Annotated in this window: 15 protein-coding genes and 1 pseudogene; 8 read left to right on the forward strand and 8 right to left on the reverse strand. The window is 63.8% G+C overall.

The features are described 5' to 3' along the window. The first annotated feature begins 166 nt into the window (after positions 1 to 166). The 4 genes from ACQR1H_RS31410 to ACQR1H_RS31425 all read left to right on the forward strand — a co-directional run bounded on the left by ACQR1H_RS31410 (position 167) and on the right by ACQR1H_RS31425 (position 7,250). On the forward strand, positions 167 to 4,390 hold the full coding sequence (locus ACQR1H_RS31410) for a hypothetical protein (protein WP_434908690.1): 4,224 nt from the start codon (positions 167 to 169) through the stop codon (positions 4,388 to 4,390). A 510-nt stretch (positions 4,391 to 4,900) separates the two neighbouring features. Continuing rightward, positions 4,901 to 5,866 carry a hypothetical protein gene (locus ACQR1H_RS31415; protein ID WP_434908691.1) on the forward strand — a complete coding sequence of 322 codons (966 nt, stop codon included), beginning with the start codon at positions 4,901 to 4,903 and terminating at the stop codon, positions 5,864 to 5,866. A gap of 446 nt (positions 5,867 to 6,312) precedes the next feature. Then, positions 6,313 to 6,981: a DNA-3-methyladenine glycosylase gene (locus ACQR1H_RS31420; RefSeq protein WP_434885845.1), complete on the forward strand. Its 669-nt coding sequence runs from the start codon at positions 6,313 to 6,315 to the stop codon at positions 6,979 to 6,981. Next, positions 6,942 to 7,250, forward strand: coding sequence for an agmatine deiminase family protein (locus ACQR1H_RS31425; protein ID WP_434885846.1), 309 nt, complete (start codon positions 6,942 to 6,944; stop codon positions 7,248 to 7,250). Before ACQR1H_RS31420 ends, ACQR1H_RS31425 begins: the two co-directional genes overlap by 40 nt. 560 nt (positions 7,251 to 7,810) lie before the next feature. On the opposite strand, the pseudogene ACQR1H_RS31430 reads toward ACQR1H_RS31425, so the two are convergent. Then, positions 7,811 to 9,058, reverse strand: a pseudogene (locus ACQR1H_RS31430) (ComEC/Rec2 family competence protein); the annotation flags it as partial. Positions 9,059 to 9,200: 142 nt separating this feature from the next. Here ACQR1H_RS31430 and ACQR1H_RS31435 point away from each other — a divergent pair. Next, complete coding sequence (locus ACQR1H_RS31435) at positions 9,201 to 9,413, forward strand: hypothetical protein (protein WP_315799746.1); 213 nt, start codon at positions 9,201 to 9,203, stop codon at positions 9,411 to 9,413. A 30-nt stretch (positions 9,414 to 9,443) separates the two neighbouring features. Here the strand turns inward: ACQR1H_RS31435 and ACQR1H_RS31440 are convergent, their stop codons facing one another. After that, entirely contained in the window at positions 9,444 to 11,132 is a 1,689-nt protein-coding gene (locus tag ACQR1H_RS31440; RefSeq protein WP_434840113.1) for a glutamine--tRNA ligase/YqeY domain fusion protein, read from the reverse strand. A 136-nt stretch (positions 11,133 to 11,268) separates the two neighbouring features. Here ACQR1H_RS31440 and gltX point away from each other — a divergent pair, with 136 nt between their 5' ends. The 3 genes from gltX (at position 11,269) to ACQR1H_RS31455 (ending at position 15,298) form a co-directional block, all read left to right on the forward strand. Then, positions 11,269 to 12,693 carry a glutamate--tRNA ligase gene (gene gltX, locus ACQR1H_RS31445; protein ID WP_434908692.1) on the forward strand — a complete coding sequence of 475 codons (1,425 nt, stop codon included), beginning with the start codon at positions 11,269 to 11,271 and terminating at the stop codon, positions 12,691 to 12,693. 301 nt (positions 12,694 to 12,994) lie between these two features. Next, entirely contained in the window at positions 12,995 to 14,299 is a 1,305-nt protein-coding gene (gene gltA / locus ACQR1H_RS31450) for a citrate synthase (RefSeq protein WP_434908693.1), read from the forward strand. 321 nt (positions 14,300 to 14,620) lie between these two features. Beyond that, complete coding sequence (locus ACQR1H_RS31455) at positions 14,621 to 15,298, forward strand: phosphatase PAP2 family protein (protein WP_434908694.1); 678 nt, start codon at positions 14,621 to 14,623, stop codon at positions 15,296 to 15,298. 226 nt (positions 15,299 to 15,524) lie between these two features. Here ACQR1H_RS31455 and ACQR1H_RS31460 read toward each other — a convergent pair whose 3' ends face one another. Genes ACQR1H_RS31460 through lpxD form a run of 6 tightly spaced genes read right to left on the reverse strand, consistent with a single transcriptional unit; the run spans position 15,525 to position 20,284 of the window. Further along, positions 15,525 to 15,821 (reverse strand): hypothetical protein, encoded by a 297-nt coding sequence (locus tag ACQR1H_RS31460; protein WP_434908695.1) that lies wholly within the window; start codon positions 15,819 to 15,821, stop codon positions 15,525 to 15,527. A 49-nt stretch (positions 15,822 to 15,870) separates the two neighbouring features. Then, positions 15,871 to 17,034, reverse strand: coding sequence for a lipid-A-disaccharide synthase (gene lpxB / locus ACQR1H_RS31465; protein ID WP_434908696.1), 1,164 nt, complete (start codon positions 17,032 to 17,034; stop codon positions 15,871 to 15,873). A 26-nt stretch (positions 17,035 to 17,060) separates the two neighbouring features. Further along, positions 17,061 to 17,915, reverse strand: coding sequence for an LpxI family protein (locus ACQR1H_RS31470; protein ID WP_316181304.1), 855 nt, complete (start codon positions 17,913 to 17,915; stop codon positions 17,061 to 17,063). A 4-nt stretch (positions 17,916 to 17,919) separates the two neighbouring features. Beyond that, positions 17,920 to 18,729: an acyl-ACP--UDP-N-acetylglucosamine O-acyltransferase gene (gene lpxA, locus ACQR1H_RS31475; RefSeq protein ID WP_434882415.1), complete on the reverse strand. Its 810-nt coding sequence runs from the start codon at positions 18,727 to 18,729 to the stop codon at positions 17,920 to 17,922. Between the two features lie 29 nt (positions 18,730 to 18,758). Continuing rightward, positions 18,759 to 19,217 carry a 3-hydroxyacyl-ACP dehydratase FabZ gene (gene fabZ, locus ACQR1H_RS31480; protein WP_315799738.1) on the reverse strand — a complete coding sequence of 153 codons (459 nt, stop codon included), beginning with the start codon at positions 19,215 to 19,217 and terminating at the stop codon, positions 18,759 to 18,761. Then, positions 19,217 to 20,284, reverse strand: coding sequence for a UDP-3-O-(3-hydroxymyristoyl)glucosamine N-acyltransferase (lpxD, locus tag ACQR1H_RS31485; RefSeq protein WP_434893435.1), 1,068 nt, complete (start codon positions 20,282 to 20,284; stop codon positions 19,217 to 19,219). The genes fabZ and lpxD overlap by 1 nt, the downstream gene beginning before the upstream one ends. Positions 20,285 to 20,289 lie beyond the last annotated feature (5 nt).

The raw sequence follows: 20,289 nt of genomic DNA on the forward strand, positions 1-20,289 counted from the left end.
AACGAACCTGGATGCGGAGGCTGCCTAACCTGGCACGTCAGGAGTCCTCCATCTCCTGCTACATTTCTGCTACCATTAACCTTTCGGTAGAGACGGCCCGATGGCGGTGAATCAGCTATGGGTCGCTTTCGGTGCTCCGATTCACACACGCCTATAACGGTCGTCCATGTCGCGGCAGCGTAGCGCGGTCCTCATCAAGGTTACGGACGACGCGCTCATAGTCGCGAACGATGGAAAACGCGTATCCCGCCTCGGCGTTCTCGCACTCTGTGCGCTAGACCTCTCGGAAAAGACCGGGAGCGAAGACGAACTGCCCGAGGACTATCCAGACATCCCCGACTCGGAGCTTCTTCGAGCCATCGCGGACCGCTCGATTGCGGTCTATCGTGTGGACGCAAACCGTCTAAAGCGTGACCTCCGGCATGAAAGAGGCGTGGTGGCCGACTACGGCGGCCGCTACCTTTGGGAGCTGCTGCAAAACGCCGACGACGCGCTCGCAGACGATTCCGCCGAGGCCGCTGAACTGATCGGAACGAAAGGTCTGGGATTCATCTCGGTCCTCGAAGTCACGGAACGACCGGAGATCTTCTCGCGGCCTTTTTCCTTCCATTTCAGCAGGTCTGACACGGAAGCGCTTCTCCTATCGCAGCTAGGAAAGAGGATCGCTGGCCCGACCTTCGAGATTCCGCATGCTGCCGTCGAGTCGCCTTTGATCGCGAGTCTCCTGCAGGACGGATACGCGACCGCGATCCGTTTGCCGTTCCGGAACGCGGAGGCAGCGTGCAAGGTGCGGGAGGATGTCGGGCGGCTCGATCATCGATTCCTTCTGTTGCTGCAACATATCACGCGGCTGAGAATCGAGGTGTCCGGCCTGGCCTCGCGCTCGATCGAGGTCGACCGTTCGGTCATGGCAGCGGAGCGGGAACGGATTGCACTTTACGTACGCGTGGCGAACGGGAGACCGCATGTCGGCCGATGGGCCAAATGGTCGCGTCAGTGGCAAAGCGAAGGCGAAGACAAGCGCTTAAGCGTGGCCGTGTGCCTTCCGCTGGACGAAGCTGCAGTTGCCGTCGCGCTGCAGGAGAACGATAAACCTCCGGTGCATATGTTTTTTCCGACCGACGAAACGGTCGGCGCGAGGGCGATCGTGCATGCCTCGCTCGACGTGACCGAAAACAGAAAGCATTTCCGGGAAAGCCAAAGGAATGACCTCGTCTATCCGCGGATGCGCGAGCTCGTCGCGGAGATCGTCGCCGCCATACCGGCGTCGTCGTCGCTTGACGCCTTCGGTTGCGTCGATCCGAAGTCGACGAGCGGGGCCGCGCGGATTCTCGCTTCAACGATCTTGGACGCGGTCAAGGAGACGCCCTTCGTTCCGACCATCGGAGGGGACAAGGTGCGGCCACGCGACGTCGTGGTCTGGAAGGGGGACTTCGGGAAGGTCCTTCGTCAGGAAGCGCCGGGACTCAAGAACTACCGATTCCTCCACCCCTCCGTAATCGGCCGCAATTCCGTTCTTCAGGCGATGCAGGCCAAGGCGATTGGCCCTCATGACTTCTTCGGTGCGATGCGCCACTGCAGAAACGGATCGCCGGCGGAATGCGAGCGCGCGGTCGACGTTTTGCTCCAGGAGGGCGTGCCGATGCTCGACGCGTATCCGTACTACGCCTGGCTCGAGCAGGTGCCGTGCTGGTGGACCGAGGCCGGTCTGGCGCGGTCGATCGCCGGAGGCATCCTACTGTTCTCGCGGCCACGGAGTTGGCCGAAATCCGTGCCCGCCGATGCTCTCTCGACGGAAGCCCATAGTCATCTGGAGACTATCGAAAAGGCGCTCTCCGGCAACGTCTCCGCCAAGCACATGCATTCGGTATGGAGGGAGCACGTCGTCAAGCAGTTCGTCCACGAAGGCGAATACCTCGAAAGGGCATTGCTGCCCGCCATGGAGAAGATGAAGGCCGCGGAGTGGGACAAACATGGATGGGAGATCCTGCGCTGGTACCGCGACTGGTCGGAAAAGCCACGCTTCGAAGTTGTCTCGCCAATGCCCATCGTCCACGACCGCGAATTGGGCGAAGGCGACATCTTCCGAAGGCGGCTTTCGCGCGCGCTCCGGTTACCGACCGACAAGGGATGGCGCGCCGCGGAGCAATGCTACGCCAGCATGGCATGGGGCGCGCCGAGGTCGTTCAGGGCGTTCTTCGAAAAGGTTGGAGATCGGGCGGTGGTACGGCCTCTTCGCAGTTGGCAGGAGCCGCTGCGAACGCGCGCCGATCTGGACACCTGGAAGGGTCTACTGCGGTTCGCGGGTGTGGCCTGGGAGCCCAAGATGGTGACGGCCGGTCTTGGGGACGTAACCCGCGAGTACGCAGATCTGCATCTGGGTGATTTCAACCGAAGCGATTTCGATGTTCGGATCGAATACTTTCCGGAATGCCTCGCGACCGAGAACAGGCTTCTACCGCTGCTCGACGCGGGCCGAACCATGTGGACGACCGCGCAACGGCTTCCGGCGAAGTATCTCGCCTATAACAAACAGAAGCCGCAGACGCTGAAGACGAACTTCGCCCGCCATCAACTCGAATTCACCAAGTGGCTTCCGCACAAAAAATCGCTGCTCTTTCCAGAAGGTACGGTGGCCGGGTCGGACGCCTACCTGGCCGGAAAGGGCATAGAGGGACTGCTTCCCGAGATCGCCCTGCCCGACGTCGAGCTGAGACGGAAGAACGATCTGCTCCGATTCCTAAGGGCGATCGGCATCAAGGAATCCTTGCCCACGGACGGTTTCGCTTGGATTGGATGGATGCAGCGTCTCGCGGACGCATCCGATCAGGCCTCCGCCAACAAGCCCATGCTGTTCGAGGTCGCGAGAACGCTCTATCGCCGGCTATTCGAATCGAAGATCGAAGATCTCTACCCATCGCTCAGACTGCGCTTGCCGTGCTTCGTCGGAGGAGACGACCGGGAGCATTTGGGATTCGTCCGCGCGCAACAGGCGCAATGGCTCGACCAAGCGATCTTCGAGGCGCCCGACATCAGGCGGGCCCTCTTGGCTCACGGCTATCGCATATTCATCCTCTTCATGAACCAGGCAGATAGGGCGGACGAGCGCCTGGGCCTCGGTCGCCTCTCGGAGGCGGTCACGCTTGTGCCGGTTTCGGCCGGCGTCGACGACGAGGGCTCGGCATTCGCCGGCGAACTCTATCGGTCCAGAATACGCGCCCTGCGCGCTGTTGTCCCCGACATGCACAGGTCGCTCCTGAAGGAGGATCTCCGGATCGAAGCGACACCCGGTCTGTCGATCTCGATGCGGTCCGAGGATGGAAACGAGATTGCCACCACGGAAGTGCGGGCCTTCCGGAATCGGCATGGGACGCTAATGATCGTGGGCGACGGCGCTTACCATCGCTCCTTGGGATTGGGTCTTGCTCACTACCTCGTCGGTCAGCCCAGGCATACGGCGATCTTCGAGAACATCCTGTCCGCGGCGAACGAGCAGGAAGTCATCGAGCGGCTTCGGGATCAAGGCGTTCCCGAACAGGAGCTCGAGGCGGTCCATGCTGAGATGTCGAAGGAAGACGCCGCGCACGCGTCCCGATCGAACGATGTGACGGCGGGTGACGAAACTCGCGTCGATCGCGGGACGGATGCCACTTCGCCCTCCTCCGATAAGCCCTCCGTGACGACGTCCCCGAGTTACGTGCGCTCACGTCCCGCCGAGCCCTCACCGACCTTCCCGACGCCGACGGACAACTCCATAGGTCCGCGATCCGGCCCGAGCGGAAGCACAAACGCCACTGCGGGCCGGCAAACCATTCAGGTACAACGCCTCGGCACGCAGACATGGACGTCGCGAGGAGCCGGGATCGGAGATCCTTCGCTGACTTCGCAAGCCGGGAGACATGCCGAAGACTGGCTTCATGCCAGATTGACGGTTGCCTTTCCCGGACGTCCGATCACCAGGAACGAGCTCGACGACGAGAGGCGCGAAAGCGACTTCGTCATCCGCCTCGACCGACGCACCATCCATATTGAGGTAAAACGGCTTGGGACCATGCCGGGATACATCTACTGGTCCGACCTTGAATTCCGGAAGTGCGAAGCGCTCGGAGACGATTACTGCATGGCGGTCCTGCTTCCTTCGCAGGACGAGTACAGCGTCGCCTGGATTTGGCGGCCGATCGACGAACTCGCCGACGCCGAGCGGTTCGTGGACTGGATCTGGAACGAACGGAGAAGCGACCAACTGCCCGACGGCGACTGGCAGCCGACCTCGCCGCCTTCGATGCCCGCGCGCGGTTTCACGTACCGGATCTTTCTGGCGCAGGCCTTTGTCGATTCCCTCCCCAAGGACGCCGCCGACCTAACTCTGCTGAAGAGTCGCTCCGTTTGAAAGCTCAGGACGGCCGTTTCGGGGAGGTTGAGCTTCTGGCAGATCTCTGCCGGCTCGCCTCACCCGTAGTGGGTGGGTGTCTGGATAAAGGCCGCAGCAGTCACGTTGATCCGGCTGCCGGATGATTTTGAGTGGCAAATCACGAACACGGAACGCACGCGCCTGAAGTCATGGTGAGTCTCGAGACGCTGCACGGCGAGCTGCAGCGCTATTCAGTCACTCCTCCGAAGGAGTCGGAATTGTACCAAGTCTGGTAGCGTACGGAGGGGGACTACTTGTTGATCGAGTTGGCGAGGGCGGGGCCTTCAGCAGCCGCTTCATCCGCGGACAACCCCGACGGTGGGTCCCGGTGGGCGACGTCGAGGGCGCGGGCGAATAGCCACCGATGGCTACCTTAACTTGGATTTCAGCTCCGTGTACCATGCTGGGATCCATGGCATCTAGAATGTCGGCACCCGCATGCCGCCTTCGGAAATGCGCCTGAAACCCCCTTCGGCATCCGAGCGCCACTTGGAGATCGAACGCATGACGGCACAGGGACAGTCCGGCGGCAAACTCGTCTGCAGGACATGCCGCGACGAAGACGGCGTCGCGTCGTCCAGGACCGTTCAGCATCGCTGCACCAACGAACGGACGCAGAAGACATTCGACGCGTTCGTCTGCGCGCGCTGCCTGGAGGCTGGACGGGAAACGCGGGTGACCTGCCGAACCTTCGTGCGTGCGGAACAGCCGGATCGGCCGCGACCGACCATGTCGTCGATCGACGGAAACGCAAAGCGAGACGCTCTCCTCCAATTGGCGAGAAAACGCCAGGAGGCGACATTCGAGCGCTACACGAAACGGTATTTCAATCTCGCCGATTTCCACGGCGGCTATTACGAGACCGATCATGTCGTGCCTTGGACGATATCGGCGTGCAACGTCGACGCCGAGCTGATGCTCATCTGCCAGGACTGGGCCTCTTCGGACTTCCTCAACAAGCCCAGAAATCCGGAGCAGAAGAAATCCGGCCACGACGCCACGCTGCCGACGAACATCAACATCAAGGAGATCCTCCGCGAGCATTTCGATCTGTCGTTCGCCGACACCTATGCGACCGACGTGTTTCCATTCATCAAGGAAGGCGCGATGGATGCGAAGATTCCACCCCGCGACCTGGTGAGAAGCGCTTCGGAATATGCGCTGCCTCAGATCGAGATCGTCCGTCCGAAGATGGTGATCTGCCTGGGGTCGGATCCCTTCAATGCGTTGCGATACGCCCTCAACAAGGGGAAACGGATACCCATGGAAAGGGCCTACATGGTCGAGACACCGTTCCACACCGAGTTCGCCGGCATCCCCATCTTCGGCGTCGTGCATGTGGGAGGACAGGCAACAGCATTCGCGGGCGGGAAAGCTGTACTCCGGCCCCGATGGCAGGCACTAGGCGCCTATTTCCGCTCCATCGGGACGCTCCCGGCCCCCGAAGTCGGGTAAGCCCACTGGCCGGGTCCGTAAGAGGTGCGAGATGCCGATCTTCGGCTGCTGACCAGTCCGAGAACGTTCGCCGAGTTGCGGAGGTTTTGCGTGAAGATCTCCTCCCGCGGCTTGCGTCGTCGCTTCTTCTTCCGGGACGTCTTCGGCTTCGCTTCTTCGCCCATCGCGGTCTCCGCCGGCATCCGAGGGCGCGGCGAGGCTAGTTGCTCGTTAGATCAACTTCAGAGGCTACGCACACAAACACAAGATTTCACCTGGGTCTCATGGCGAAAGAGAATCTGAACTCTTTGAGTAATCTCGAAATAGGATCGACGTCCGAAATAGGAAATAATATAACTTATTGATTTATAACATTTATTTGACTTTCCGCCGGGATCTGGTGAGAGTCCGCTCCTAACCTTCGCGGCCGTCGCGAAGGACATCTCTTGCAAAAAAAGGATTTTCAGATGGTTGAATATCTCGGAAAGCAATACATTGATGTCGACCAAGAGTTTCTCGCGCCGCCTGCCCATATCGTCGCCCCGAACCTGATCGGATGCGTGCTTCTGCACGACAACCGAGGGGTCGAGACCGGAATCATGCTGGTCGATGACGAGGGCTACGGGGGTGGCTCCGACCGCGCCTTCCACCTGCATCCCGAGAACCGGTCGCGTCGAAACCGAGGATCCAAGAACCTGACGCCGTTCGCCACCCTCCGCATCCATGGCTATCGCGACATGTGGGCTATCGACATCGTCTGCGGAAAGGAAGGGGAAGAAAGCACGGTTCTGGTCCGGGCCGGAGTGCCGGTCGCGGGAATGGACATCATGGCCGAACGCCGCAGCAAACCCGCTGCCGCCTCGAAAACAATCAAGGAGTGCAAGAAGGGGTACGAGAAGCAGCTGTGCCGCGGACCGTGCAGTCTGGCCGAGGCGCTTGGGATCTATCCTCTTCTCGATGGCGCCTCGCTCCTCAAGCCTCCTTTCCGTCTGCTTCGTCCCGTAGAGCCCGTCGCGAACCTGCTCAATGGACCTCGCGTGGGCGTCACCCAGGACAAGGAGCTTCCGTGGCGCTGGGGCCATCCGGGCTACTCGGGATGGGTCGCAAAGAAGTTTCCGCAGAGGGGGGCGAACTGACCGGCAGGATCCGCATTCCGGCCGATTTCGAGCCGCACACCCGCACGATCATGGCCTGGGCTATCCACAACGAGTGGGGAAGCGATCGTGAGCGGGTCGAGCGCGAGCTCGACACCGTCGTCCGCGCCATCGCAGATTGCGAGCCCGTCCTGCTGCTCACGCCGCCGGAACACTTGCGGTTTTATCGAGTGCCGACAAGCGTCCTCAGAGGAGGCGCAGCCCAGGGAATTGTTTGTTTCGTCGCCCAAAATGGGATATATGAACCCTAGCTGTTCAGGTCTCGCGCCGAGGCCGCTTAAAGCTGCTAATTGGTCTGCGCGCCGCAGATCGCCTGGTCGACGGGACCCCAGCGCGCCGCTTGGGAAGTTCGAACATCCGAAACCCAATCAGACGAGGCCACCATGTGCGGCTTCTGCGACAACTGGCGTGCGCGAATTTCCGATAGACGACGCCGGCTCGAAAGCCTGAAATCGGCGCCCTCCCTGTACCCGATGGGCGCCTCCATTGACGCTGCCGCTGCGGCAGTCGGGGAACTGCGACGGCAAATCGGCGTGTACGAAACATTGCTCGATCGGCCGCCTTGCGGGCCAGCCAGGACGTGAAAAACACGGCCTCCGCCCCTTTGGGCGGTGGCCGTTGCGCCGAGAACCTCCCAAGAACGATGAAACCAAGTCTGGGACTTATTCTGGGACTTTTGGACCGGAAATCTCGGATTGTTCGGGTTTTTGTTCGATTTTCGTGCTCGGCCGAGAAGCCGGGGATGGACTAAAAACCCTTTAGATTCAATTTAGTTACGGGGCAAATTTCGCTCTCAAGCCGAACCCGAGCCCGACATCTGGAAGCTCGGATGCACCAGCGCCTCGGGGGCTGCGATCAGCACGATCATCGCCGCGACCGCGAGCGTGCGGAAAGTGACGGCGCGGCGGTCGACCATGACCGCGATCAGCACCACGGCCGTCATGAAGAACGATCTCTGGGTCGCGACCTCCGCGCCTGAGAGCAACAGATAGAACGCCGCCGCGACCAGCGCCGCGGCCGCCGCCCATTTCTTGATCGGGTGGCTGACGGTAAGGCCGGGGATCAGCGCCAGCAGCGCGCGCACGGCGAAGAACACGACGCCGGCCACGACCGCCATGTGATAGCCTGAGATCGACAGCACATGGCCGAGGCCGGAAATGAACATCGCGTCGTTGACATCGGGCGTGATGGCGTCGCGCCGGCCTGTCAGCAGCGCGGTGGCAATCGCCCGCTCGTCGCCCGACAGCCGGCCGCGGATGCGCGCATCGATCGCATCGCGCAGGCCCTGCATGGCCGCCGCATAGCCCAGGCCGAAGCCGACGGCCTGGGGCGGCGGCGCCGTCGTGATCGCGCCCATCACGAAGCCGGAGGCGCCGATGCCCTGGAAGAACATGTCGCGCGCGAAGTCGTAGGATCCCGGCCGCACCGGGGCCATCGGCGGCAGCAGCCGCGCCTTGAGCTGCACGAAGCTGCCGACCTCGGGCGCCGTGCCCTTGCGCACCGCGAGCCGCACGCGCGCCAGCGTGATCGCGTTGCGCGGGCTCTCCATCGCGGTGACGCGCAGCACGATGCGGTCGCTGCGCTCGCGGATGTCGCGCGCCTCGACGAAGCCGGACAGCGCCACCGAATACAGCGGCCGCGCCAGCACCGGATGCGCCACCCGCGCGGTCTTGATGGTCGCGGCGGCAAAGCCGCACGCCGCCGCCGCGATCATCACGGCCGCCGGAAACAGCCGATGCCGCCGCATCATGATGGCGACGAGGCAGAGCAGCGCCGCCGTGATGGCGGCGATCCAGAGCACAGGCTCGTGATCGGCGGTGAAATACAGCGCGATGCCGGCCCCGAATGCCACCGGCACCCAGGGCAGCAGCCGCCCCGCCCCGGCCTCCTCGGCCGCCCAGATCTTGAGGCGCGCGGCAAACGCCGATGACGCGCCGGGCCGGATCGCGGGCCAGCCGCCGGCCAGCGCGCCCCGCGGCGGCCAGACGTCGGCCATCACGCCCGCGATCCCGCGCCGCCCTCCTGGACGTCCTGCTGGCGGCCTGACCGGCTCCGCCATTGCCAACACCACCCGTGACCCGACCGGGCGGGAAGGCTATCGGAAGCTGCGCGAGGCCGCCTAGCAGAACGGAACGGGAATCCTGGCTTTCTGCACGCGCACTTGGCTTGGAACTTTTCGCGTCGCACGCGCTTATCGGGGTATGGACGCTAAAGGTATTGACGACCCCTTCGCCGATCTCGCGCTCGAGAGGGCGATCCACCTCCGCTGGACTCTCCGGGACATCAAGGCCCACCGGCTCACGCTGTCCCCAGTCGCCGAGGAAGACCTCTCGCTCCTCGCCGAGCGCGGGCTCGTCGAGCTCACCGACGGTGTGCCGACCCTGACGAACGCCGGCCAGGACGCGATCAGCTGAGCTGCAAGCGTCCCGCGGCTTCCGCTCGCCTCAGCCCTTGGCGACCTCCTTCGCAAACGTGTCGCGCAGGCCGATGGTACGATTGAACACGAGCTTGTCGGGCGTCGAGTCCGGATCGCGCACAAAGTAGCCCTGGCGCTCGAACTGCATCGGCGCGTCCGAATTGCTCGCGGCGATCGCCGGCTCGATGCGGGCGTCGGTCAGCACTTCCAACGAGTTGGGATTGAGGTCGGCCGTAAAGTCGGCGGCGTTCGGACTCGGATTGGCGAACAGCTGATTGTAGATGCGGATCTCGGCTTTCAGCGACTGCGCCGCCGGCAGCCAGTGCATCGTCGCCTTGACCTTGCGTCCGTCCGGCGCGTTGCCGCCCTTGGTCGCCGGATCATAGGTACAGCGCAGCTCGACGATCTCGCCGGCATCGTTCTTGATCACGTCGCGGCACTTGATGAAATAGGCGTAGCGCAGCCGCACCTCGTTGCCGGGCGACAGGCGGAAGAACTTCTTGGGCGGGTTCTCCATGAAGTCGTCCTGCTCGATATAGAGCTCGCGGCCGAAGGCGATCTTGCGCGTGCCGGCGGAAGCGTCGTCGGGGTGGTTGATCGCCTCGAGCTCCTCGACCTGGCCTTCCGGGTAGTTCTCGATAACCACCTTCAAGGGCCGCAGCACCGCCATCCGGCGCTGCGCCGTGCGATTGAGCTCCTCGCGAATGCAGAATTCGAGCATGCCGACATCGACGATGCTGTTGGCCTTGGCGATGCCGATGCGCTTGATGAACTCGCGCACCGCCGCCGGCGGCACGCCGCGGCGCTTCAGCCCGGCGATGGTCGGCATGCGCGGATCGTTCCAACCGGAGACGTGGCCGTCCTGCACCAGCCGCGTCAGCACGCGCTTGGACAAGAGGGTGTAGGTCAGATTGAGGCGCGCGAATTCGTACTGGTGCGGATGCGACGGCACCGGCAGCTTGTCCAGGAACCAGTCGTAGAGCGGCCGGTGATCCTCGAATTCCAGCGTGCAGATCGAGTGCGTCACGCCCTCGATCGCATCCGACTGACCGTGGGCGTAATCATAGCTCGGATAGATCTTCCAGGTATCGCCGGTGCGCGGGTGATGGGCGTGCAGGATCCGGTACAGCACGGGATCGCGCAGGTTGATGTTGCCGGCCGCCATGTCGATCTTGGCGCGCAGCACGCGCGCGCCGTTGGGAAATTCGCCGGCCTTCATGCGCCGGAACAGGTCGAGATTCTCCTCGACCGAGCGGTCGCGGAACGGGCTGTTCCTGCCGGGCTCGGTGAGCGTGCCGCGCGACAGCCGGATCTCCTCCTGCGTCTGGTCGTCGACATAAGCGAGCCCGGCCTTGATCAGGCCCTCGGCCCAGTCGTAGAGCCGCTCGAAATAGTCCGAGGCGAAGAACAGGTTGTCGCCCCAGTCATAGCCGAGCCAGCGCACGTCAGCCTGGATGGAATCGATATATTCCTGCTCTTCCTTGGTCGGATTGGTGTCGTCGAAGCGCAGATTGCAGCGGCCGCCGAACTCCTGGGCAATGCCGAAGTTGAGACCGATCGACTTGGCATGGCCGATATGCAGATAGCCGTTCGGCTCCGGGGGGAACCGGGTGACGACCGTCTTGTGCCTGCCGCTGTCGAGATCGGCCTGGACGATGTCGCGGATAAAGTCGCGCCCTGCCTCTGCCGTCGCCGCCGTGTCTGTCGTCGTGGTCATCAAGAATATCCTGCTCCGGAATTTGGCAGCCTATCTGCCAAATCCGCCTCCCCCAAGGAAGGCTTTAGTTATGCGATAGGCCTGCTATACACCCCCCGCCCTTCATAGCCCCTGCCTGGATTTCGTGCTGCCGCCCATGACCTCCCCGATCGTCACACGCTTTGCCCCCTCTCCGACCGGCTTTCTCCACATCGGAGGTGCCCGGACGGCCCTGTTCAACTGGCTGTATGCGCGGGGCCGCGGCGGCAAGATGCTGCTCAGAATCGAGGACACCGACCGCGAGCGCTCGACGACGGCGGCGATCGACGCCATCCTCGACGGGCTGAAATGGCTCGAACTCGGTTGGGACGGCGAGGTCATCTACCAATATAGCCGCGCCGCGCGCCATCGCGAGGTCGCCGAGCAACTGCTCGCCAGCGGCATAGCGTATCGCTGCTATGCCACCGCCGAGGAGCTGACGGCAATGCGCGAGAAGGCGCGCGCGGAAGGGCGCACCCGGCTCTATGACGGGCTGTGGCGCGACCGCGATCCGAAGGAGGCGCCCGAAGGCGTCAAGCCGACGATCCGGCTGCGCGCGCCGCTGACCGGCGAGACCGTGATCGAGGACCAGGTCCAGGGCCGCGTGGTCTGGCAGAACGAGAACCTCGACGACCTCGTGCTGCTGCGAGGCGATGGCAATCCGACCTACATGCTGGCGGTCGTCGTCGACGACCACGACATGGGCGTCACCCACGTCATCCGCGGCGACGACCATCTGATCAACGCCGCGCGCCAGAAGCAGATCTACGACGCGCTCGGCTGGACGGTGCCGTCGATGTCGCACATCCCGCTGATTCACGGGCCCGACGGCTCGAAGCTGTCGAAGCGCCATGGTGCGCTCGGCGTCGACGCCTACCGTGCGATGGGATATCTGCCGTCGGCGCTGCGCAATTACCTGGTGCGGCTCGGCTGGAGCCATGGCGACCAGGAGATCTTCTCCACCGAGGAGATGATTGGGGCGTTCGACCTGCCGGCGATCGGCCGCTCGGCGGCGCGGTTCGACTTCGCCAAGCTCGAAAATCTCAACGGCCACTACATCCGCCACAGCGACGATGCGGCGCTGGTGCGGCAGTTCGAGGACGTGCTGAATTACGTGCCGAACGGCGCGGCTCTCAAGGCCAAGCTCAACGACGCCACGCGCGCGCAGCTCACTTTGGCGATGCCGAGCCTGAAGGAACGCGCCAAGACGCTCTTGGAGCTGATCGACGGCGCCGCCTTCATCTTTGCCGACCGGCCGCTTCCGATCGACGCCAAGGCCGCCGCCCTGCTGACGCCGGACAGCCGCGCCTTGATCGGCCGGCTGCATGACGCGCTGGCCGCTGTCGAGTCCTGGAGCGGACCGGCCACGGAAGCCGCGCTGCGTGCGTTTGCGGAGGCCAACAATCTCAAGCTGGGCGCGGTGGCGCAGCCGCTGCGCGCGGCGCTCACCGGCCGAACCACCTCACCCGGTATTTTCGACGTTCTGGCGATCCTGGGGCGTGATGAATCCTTGGGCCGCCTGGAGGACCAGACCACCTCATAAGGTCTCATGGACCCCCATCTTGCAGCGCACAGGGCAATACGATACGCATTTGCGCGGCACCCACTGGTTTTCCCGGCTCGGACATTCCTCACACGTTGCGGCGGGCTCGTTGAGCGATGTTTGGGCTGAAGGACACTAGTAAGCATAAGATTCCAGTACGGTTTCGGATTTGACCTTCTTAAGCTGTTGGCAGCGACAGTGACGCGAATGTCAAAGCGGCCGCACTAGATAAAGTCCACCCGCCCTGCCATCTCTCACAAAGAACAAGGGCCAAGCCTAACGATCTCATCGGGGACAAACGATGGACGCAAAATCCGCAAGCAAGACCGCGACGCTCACCGTCGGCAACAAGAATTTCGATCTTCCGATCCTGAGCGGCACCGTGGGTCCCGACGTCATCGACATCGGCAAGCTCTACGCCCAGACCGGGATGTTCACCTATGATCCCGGCTTCACCTCGACCGGCAGCTGCCAGTCCAAGATCACCTATATCGACGGCGACGCCGGCGTCCTGGAATACCGCGGCTACCCGATCGAGCAGCTCGCCGAGAAGGGCGACTTCCTCGAGACCTGCTATCTGCTGCTGTACGGGGAGCTCCCCACCAAGGCCCAGAAGCAGGACTTCGACTATCGCGTGACCCACCACACGATGGTGCACGAGCAGATGTCGCGCTTCTTCCACGGCTTCCGCCGTGACGCGCATCCGATGGCGGTCATGGTGGCTTCGGTCGGCGCGCTTGCCGCGTTCTATCACGACTCCACCGACATCAACGATCCGAAGCAGCGCATGATCGCGTCGATGCGGATGATCGCGAAGATCCCGACCCTGGCGGCGATGGCCTACAAATACACCATCGGCCAGCCCTTCGTTTATCCGAAGAACTCGCTCTCCTTCGCCGAGAACTTCCTGCACATGTGCTTCGCCGTGCCGTGCGAGGAGTACAAGCCGAACCCGGTTCTGGCCGACGCGCTCGACAAGATCTTCATCCTGCACGCCGATCACGAGCAGAACGCCTCGACCTCGACGGTCCGCATCGCCGGCTCGTCGGGCGCCAACCCATTCGCCTGCATCGCCGCCGGCATCGCCTGCCTGTGGGGCCCGGCGCATGGCGGCGCCAACGAGGCTGCGCTGAACATGCTGGCCGAGATCGGCACCGTCGACAAGATTCCGGAATTCATCGCCAAGGTGAAGGACAAGAACAGCGACGTGCGCCTGATGGGCTTCGGCCATCGCGTCTACAAGAACTACGATCCGCGCGCCAAGATCATGCAGAAGATGTGTCACGCGGTGCTCAAGGAGACGGGCCACGCCGACGATCAGATGCTCAAGGTCGCGCTGGAGCTGGAGAAGATCGCGCTCAGCGATCAGTACTTCATTGAGCGCAAGCTCTATCCGAACGTCGACTTCTACTCGGGCATCACGCTGAAGGCGATGGGCTTCCCGGTCTCGATGTTCACCGTGCTGTTCGCGGTCGCCCGCACCGTCGGTTGGATCAGCCAGTGGAGCGAGATGATCGAGGATCCGCAGCAGAAGATCGGCCGTCCGCGCCAGCTCTACACCGGCGTGACCACGCGCAACTACGTCGAGATGGACAAGCGCGGCTGATCGCGCCCGCCGCGAGACATCAAATCATCAAAGGCCCGTCCAGCACGCTGGACGGGCCTTTTCGTTACGGTTGGATGCTCTTACGCCGAAGCTTGTGATGCGTCGTAAAGATCGGCAACGCGGCAGTCCCAACCGTCGATCGGCGAACCGGTCAGCAAGACGGGGGGCACGGCGCCACGGCGACATGATCATGTGGGACCGGGCATACGACGACGCCGCGGGCGGCACGGTTAACCAAAACCGCATGTTCTGCTTGCCGCCGATTGACGCAGTCTGCGAGGGATGGCTGTCCCGCGGTTATATTTAGGCTTGGCTGAGGAGATGACCGGCAATTTGGATCAGGACCTGTTGCTTGGAATGAACGCGCTCGCCGGAACGCATGCCGGTCTCTATGAGCTTGCGACCAATTCCCTGTTCAGAGGAATTCCGATATTCGGCTCGCTTGTCGCGCTGTGGTTCGTGGACGATTGTGCAAAGCGCCGGAGTCGTATGCTGGCAGGACTGTTCGGAGTCTGCTTGGCGACGATGCTGTCTGTCTGGCTCCAGTTTCACGTCTTTGTCCACACGCGTCCTCTCCTGGACCCGGCGCTTCATGTGAACTCCGTCGCCGTACCCTGGAGCTGGGACCGCCAGAGTTCGTTTCCCAGCGATACCGCGACGTTGTTCTTCGGCCTCGCGACGGTGGTGTTCATCGAGAACAGATGGGCTGGATCGCTTTGCTTTCTTTGGGCGACCGTCGTCGTTGCGCTATCCAGGGTCGCCTTTGCGTTTCACTATCCAAGTGACGTGATCGGCTCGCTGGTCCTTGGCGTGGCATTCGTCGTGCTTTTCACCAGGCCTTCATATCCGCGCGTCGTCATCGAACGTATGCTCGTTACGCTCGGCAACCGCATGTATCTGGTGCATGCATTCCTTTTCGTCTTTTTGGCCGAAGCCTCAAATTTGTTTCTGAGCTTGGAGCAGCTCGGAAAAGATCTCGTGCGAATGGTGCACTCGTAGAACTCCGAGCCGCTGAACAAAGGCCCGCTGCCGATTGAGCCGCGACGTCCCGTTAAAAGTGTCCAAGGCAACGGACGCGCTCACACGAGCGACCAGCTTTCTTGTGGAGCAGTTGAAGCGAGCGACTCGGCGAGCCGCCGTAGGTGGGCAAAGCGGTCGCCGCAAGGCGGCAGCAGGCCCACCGTCGCGCGGCGCGTTCTGTCGGCGAGTCCGCTGGACGGATAGCCTACCCGTCGGCGGCACGCCAATCGTCGGTCGCCAACCTTGTGGACGTCGGGCTGCGTCGCTCTAATCCCGCGGCGTAACGCGGCATACCTCGCACGGCTGCGTCGAAGGCGACACGGATGTCAGTTTGGCTGAAATTCCGGTCCCATAGCTCTGTCATCAAGGTGCCGATGATCTCGTTCAGCGGCGCCGGCAAATTGTGAGGGTTTCGCGCAGACAATTCCGCGCATCGCAATGCGAACGTATACGCGGCATCGGCGCATTGTCCCTCCCAGGGGAGATCGTCTTGGTCGACCATCGTTCTACACCTCTCGCGGCGCTTGGGCTGTAGTTCGGACTCGACCTGATTAGTTCTCCGCCCGCCCCCCGCGCATGGTCGCCAGCACGATGTCGGCGGCGCGGACGCTCGGCGAAGATGCGCCCGTCGACATGATGCCGTCGAGGCGATTGAACGCCTCAACCTGACGCGCGCGGATCGGGCCGCTGCTCAACAGATCCGCCAGCACGGGCGCGAGATTGTCGGCGGTGCAGGCTTCCTGCAGGAATTCCGGGATGACGTTGTCGCCGATCACGAGATTGGCGAGGATCACGGATTGGACCTTGATGAGCCGTCGCAGGATGAAGGCTTCGACCTCGCCGACCCGGTAGGCCGTGACCATCGGCACGCCGGAGATCGCGAGCTCCAGTGTCACGGTGCCCGACTTCGCAAGCGCTGCGTGGGCGCTACGGAAGGCGGCGCGCCTCTCCGCCTCGGCGGTGACGATCTGCGGCGCGACCTGCCAGTTCGCCACCCCTGCCCTGACCGCGGCTTCGAGATGTGGCGTGGTCGGCACCACGGCCTCGAACGCGATGTCTTGCGCGCGCAACCGGGCCAGCGTCTCACCGAACACGGCGATGTGCCGCGCGACCTCGCTGCGGCGGCTCCCCGGCAGCACGAGAAGGACCGGCGGCTTGGCGTCACGACGCTGCTGCTCGGCCGCATTCGGCCGGAGCGCTGCAAGCTGCTCGATCAAGGGATGGCCGACGTAGGTGCAGGGCGGGCCGCCAAGCCTGCGGAACGCCTCCGGCTCGAACGGCAGCAGCCCCAGCACGTGATCGACATAGCCGCGCATCGCCCTGGCGCGGCCGGGGCGCCACGCCCACACGGTCGGCGCGACGTAGTTCACGATCGGAATCCCGGCATCGCGGGCATGAACCTTCTTCGCCACCCGCTGGGTGAAATCGGGGCTGTCGATGATGACGAGCACGTCGGGCTGAGCTGCAACGATCGCGTCCACCGTGCCGCGGATCAGGCGCAGGATCTTCGGCAGCTGCTTCAGCACCGCCGCGAAGCCGACGATCGAGAGCTCCTCGATCGGAAACAGCGAGGCGAGCCCCTCGCGTGTCATGCCGCGGCCGCCGACGCCGGAGAATTCGACGCCGTCGCCGAGCCGCTGGCGCAGCACCTTCATCAGGCTGGCGCCGAGGCGATCACCGGACTCTTCGGTCGCGACCAGGCAGATCCTGCGCATCGCCGGGCCTGCCGGAGGCCGGAACGTCACGCCGTGACACCCGTGATGAACACGCCTGCCCGGTCGGCGGCAGCCACCGTCTCCTGGGGATCGGCGAGCAGGGTATAGGCGGCAGCCACGGCGACTCCGGCGAGACCCGCGGCTGAAAGCCCCTCGACGGTGCGCGGCCCGATGGTCGGCAGGTCGTAGCGGAGATCCTGGCCGGCCTTGGGCGCCTTCACCAGCACGCCGCGCCCGGCGGCAGCACGAATGCGGCGATCGGCACGCAGCCGCGCCACGCGGGCCAGCAGCCCGTCGGTGCCCTCGATATCCTCGAGCGCAACGACGTGGCCGTCGATCACGACCACCGCCTGCCCGACATCGAACGGCGCCATGGCGCGGAGCACGGACATTCCTTTGGCGATGTCTCCGGTCACCAGATCGGTGGGCCCGCTCCGGGTCAGCCGCCCTTCGGGCACGAGCAGATTGGGGGCGACGTCCTTGACGCCGATCATGTGAAAGCCGTGGCGCTCGAAGATGCGGCCGACGCCGGACAGCAGATGATCGTCACCGCCGCGAAAGGCCGACCAGATGTAGGGCAGCTCGCGCAGCGTGCCCCAGTCGAAGCGGATCTCCGACACGGCCGGACGAACGAGATTGCCGATGAACATGAGATCGCGGACGCCCTCGGCCTTCAGCAGCTTCAGGGCATTGCCGAGCTGCCCGAGGCCGATCCAGTGATGCCGGAAGCGCGCCAGCGGCTTTGGATCGCAGATGCCCTTCAGGGCGAACAGCACCGGCGTCTGGCCGCGCGCGACGATGGCGTCGGCGACCGCGAAAGGCAGCACCCCGCCCGCGGCGATCATGCCGATCGGCGGAGAGGTGTCGGCGGCGGGCGCCATGGCGCTACGGCTCGATGGCCGGCCTGCCGATCTCGGGCAGGCACAAGGCGCGATGTCGGCCGCCATCGATGAAGGCGAGGATCTCGGCGATGGCGGGATCCTCGCCGGCCATTGGCCGCACGGCCGCCAGCCGCTCGGCGAACACGCCGGGGCCGTGGAACAGTTTCTGATAGAACGCCCGCACCGTGGCGAGGCGCTCACGGGTGAACTTGCGGCGCTTCATGCCAATGACGTTGAGACCTTCGAGCGCGGCATACTGGCCGTTGGCGAGGCCATACGGAATGATATCGCCGCGTACGCCGCAGACGCCGCCGACCATCACGCCGTGGCCGATGCGGGTGAACTGATGCACCGCGGACAGGCCGCCGATGTAGACGGAATCGCCGACCTCGACATGGCCGCCAAGTGTGGCCGAGGTTGCGAAGATGACGTTGTCGCCGACCACGCAATCGTGGGCGACATGGGCGTTGTTCATGAAGAAGCCGGCATTGCCGACCTTGGTGAGACCGCCGCCCTTGGTGGTGCCGATGTTCATCGTCACGCCTTCGCGGAAGGTGCAGCCGGAGCCGATCTCGAGCCGATGCGGCTCGCCGCGATAGCTGAGATCCTGCGGCGCGCCGCCGAGCACGACGAAGGGCGAGATCACGTTGTCATCGCCGAGCGTGGTGTGGCCCATGATCTGGACGTGGCTGATCAGCTTGCAGTTGGCCCCGATCACGACGTTGGGGCCGACGATGCAGTAAGGACCGATCACGGTCCCCTCACCGATGACGGCGCCATCCTCGACGCGTGCGGTGGGATCAATCTTGCTCATTTCGACGCAATCAACTTTCTACCAGTCCGTCAGTCGGTCAGCATCGCGCCGACATCGGCCTCGGCGACGACGACGCCGTCGACCTTGGCATCGCCGTGGAACCACCACATCGTCTTGCGCCGGCCAATCGAGCGCATGTGGTACTCGATGGTCTGGCCGGGCAGCACGGGCTTCCGGAACTTGCACTTGTCGATGGTGAGGAAATACACCGCGCGCGGCTTTTCCGTGCCCTCGACCGACTTGATGCCGATCACGCCCGCCGTCTGCGCCATGCCCTCGATCATCAGCACGCCCGGATAGACCGGCCGCTCCGGGAAATGACCCTGGAAGCACGGCTCGTTGAACGAGACGTTCTTGACGCCGATGCCGCTGTAGTCGGCCCGGATGTTCTTCACGCGGTCGATCAGGAGAAACGGGTTACGGTGCGGCAGCGTCTTCAGAATCTCGTTGATGTCGATGTCCGCAAACCTGATGGGTGACTCGTCCATCACTCCCGCCCCTCGTCCCTGTTCGCCGCCGTCTGATCGCGCACCAGCCGTTCCACGGCGACGATCTCGCGGAACCACTGCTTGGTCGGCTTGGCGAAGAAGCCGCCCCACCGGCCGTTCGGCGGAATGTCGTCCTTGACGCCGCTCATCGCGGTCACTTGGGCACCATCGCCGATCGTCAGGTGATTGTTGATACCGACTTTCGCTCCAAGCGCGACGTTGTCGCCGATCGTGAGGCTGCCTGCCAGCCCGATCTGGGCCGCCAGCAGGCAATGCCGCCCGATTGTGACATTGTGGCCAATCTGCACCTGGTTGTCGATCTTGGTGCCCTCGCCGATGACCGTGTCGCGCAGGCTGCCACGATCGATCGTCGTACCGGCGCCGACCTCGACGTGGTTCTGGATCAGCACCCGCCCGGTCTGCGGCACCTTGGTGTGCCCATCCGCGCCGAAGAAGATGAAGCCGTAGCCGTCCTGGCCGATGCTGCAGCCGGGATGGATCAGGACGTCATTGCCGATCAGCGCGCACTGAATAACGGTGCGGGCGCCGACATTGCAGTCGCGACCGATCTTGACGTGGGGGCCGATCACCGCACCCGCACCAACGATCGTCCCCGAGCCGATCTCGACATGGGCGCCGATCACCGCCAGCGGCTCGACGATGACGCCGTCCTCCAGCCGCGCGGTGGGATCGATGATGGCTTGGGGCGAGAGTCCGTCGTCGCCGAACCAGGGCTGCGGCCGCAGTGCGTCGGCATGGAACTCACGCGCAAGCTGCACGAAGGCGCGGAACGGCTGATTGGCGCGGACCACCGCGACATGGGACGGCACGCGCGCCTCGAATCGGGGACTGACTAGGCAGGCGCCCGCCTTGGTCCCGGCGAGCTGGTCGGCGTATTTGAGGTTGTCGAAGAACGCCAGATGCATCGGGCCGGCCTCGTCGAGCGACGCCAGTCCCTTGATCACCTGCTCGCCGCGGGACGGGTCGACCAGGGTCGCCTTGGCGGCGGCTGCGATCGCCGCCAGCGTCGTGGGCGGCGGCGATTGGAAGAAGGTCGGCTGGGCCATTCCGT

Origin of the sequence: Bradyrhizobium sp. HKCCYLRH2015, assembly GCF_051168215.1 — a bacterium.
Classification (GTDB): domain Bacteria; phylum Pseudomonadota; class Alphaproteobacteria; order Rhizobiales; family Xanthobacteraceae; genus Bradyrhizobium.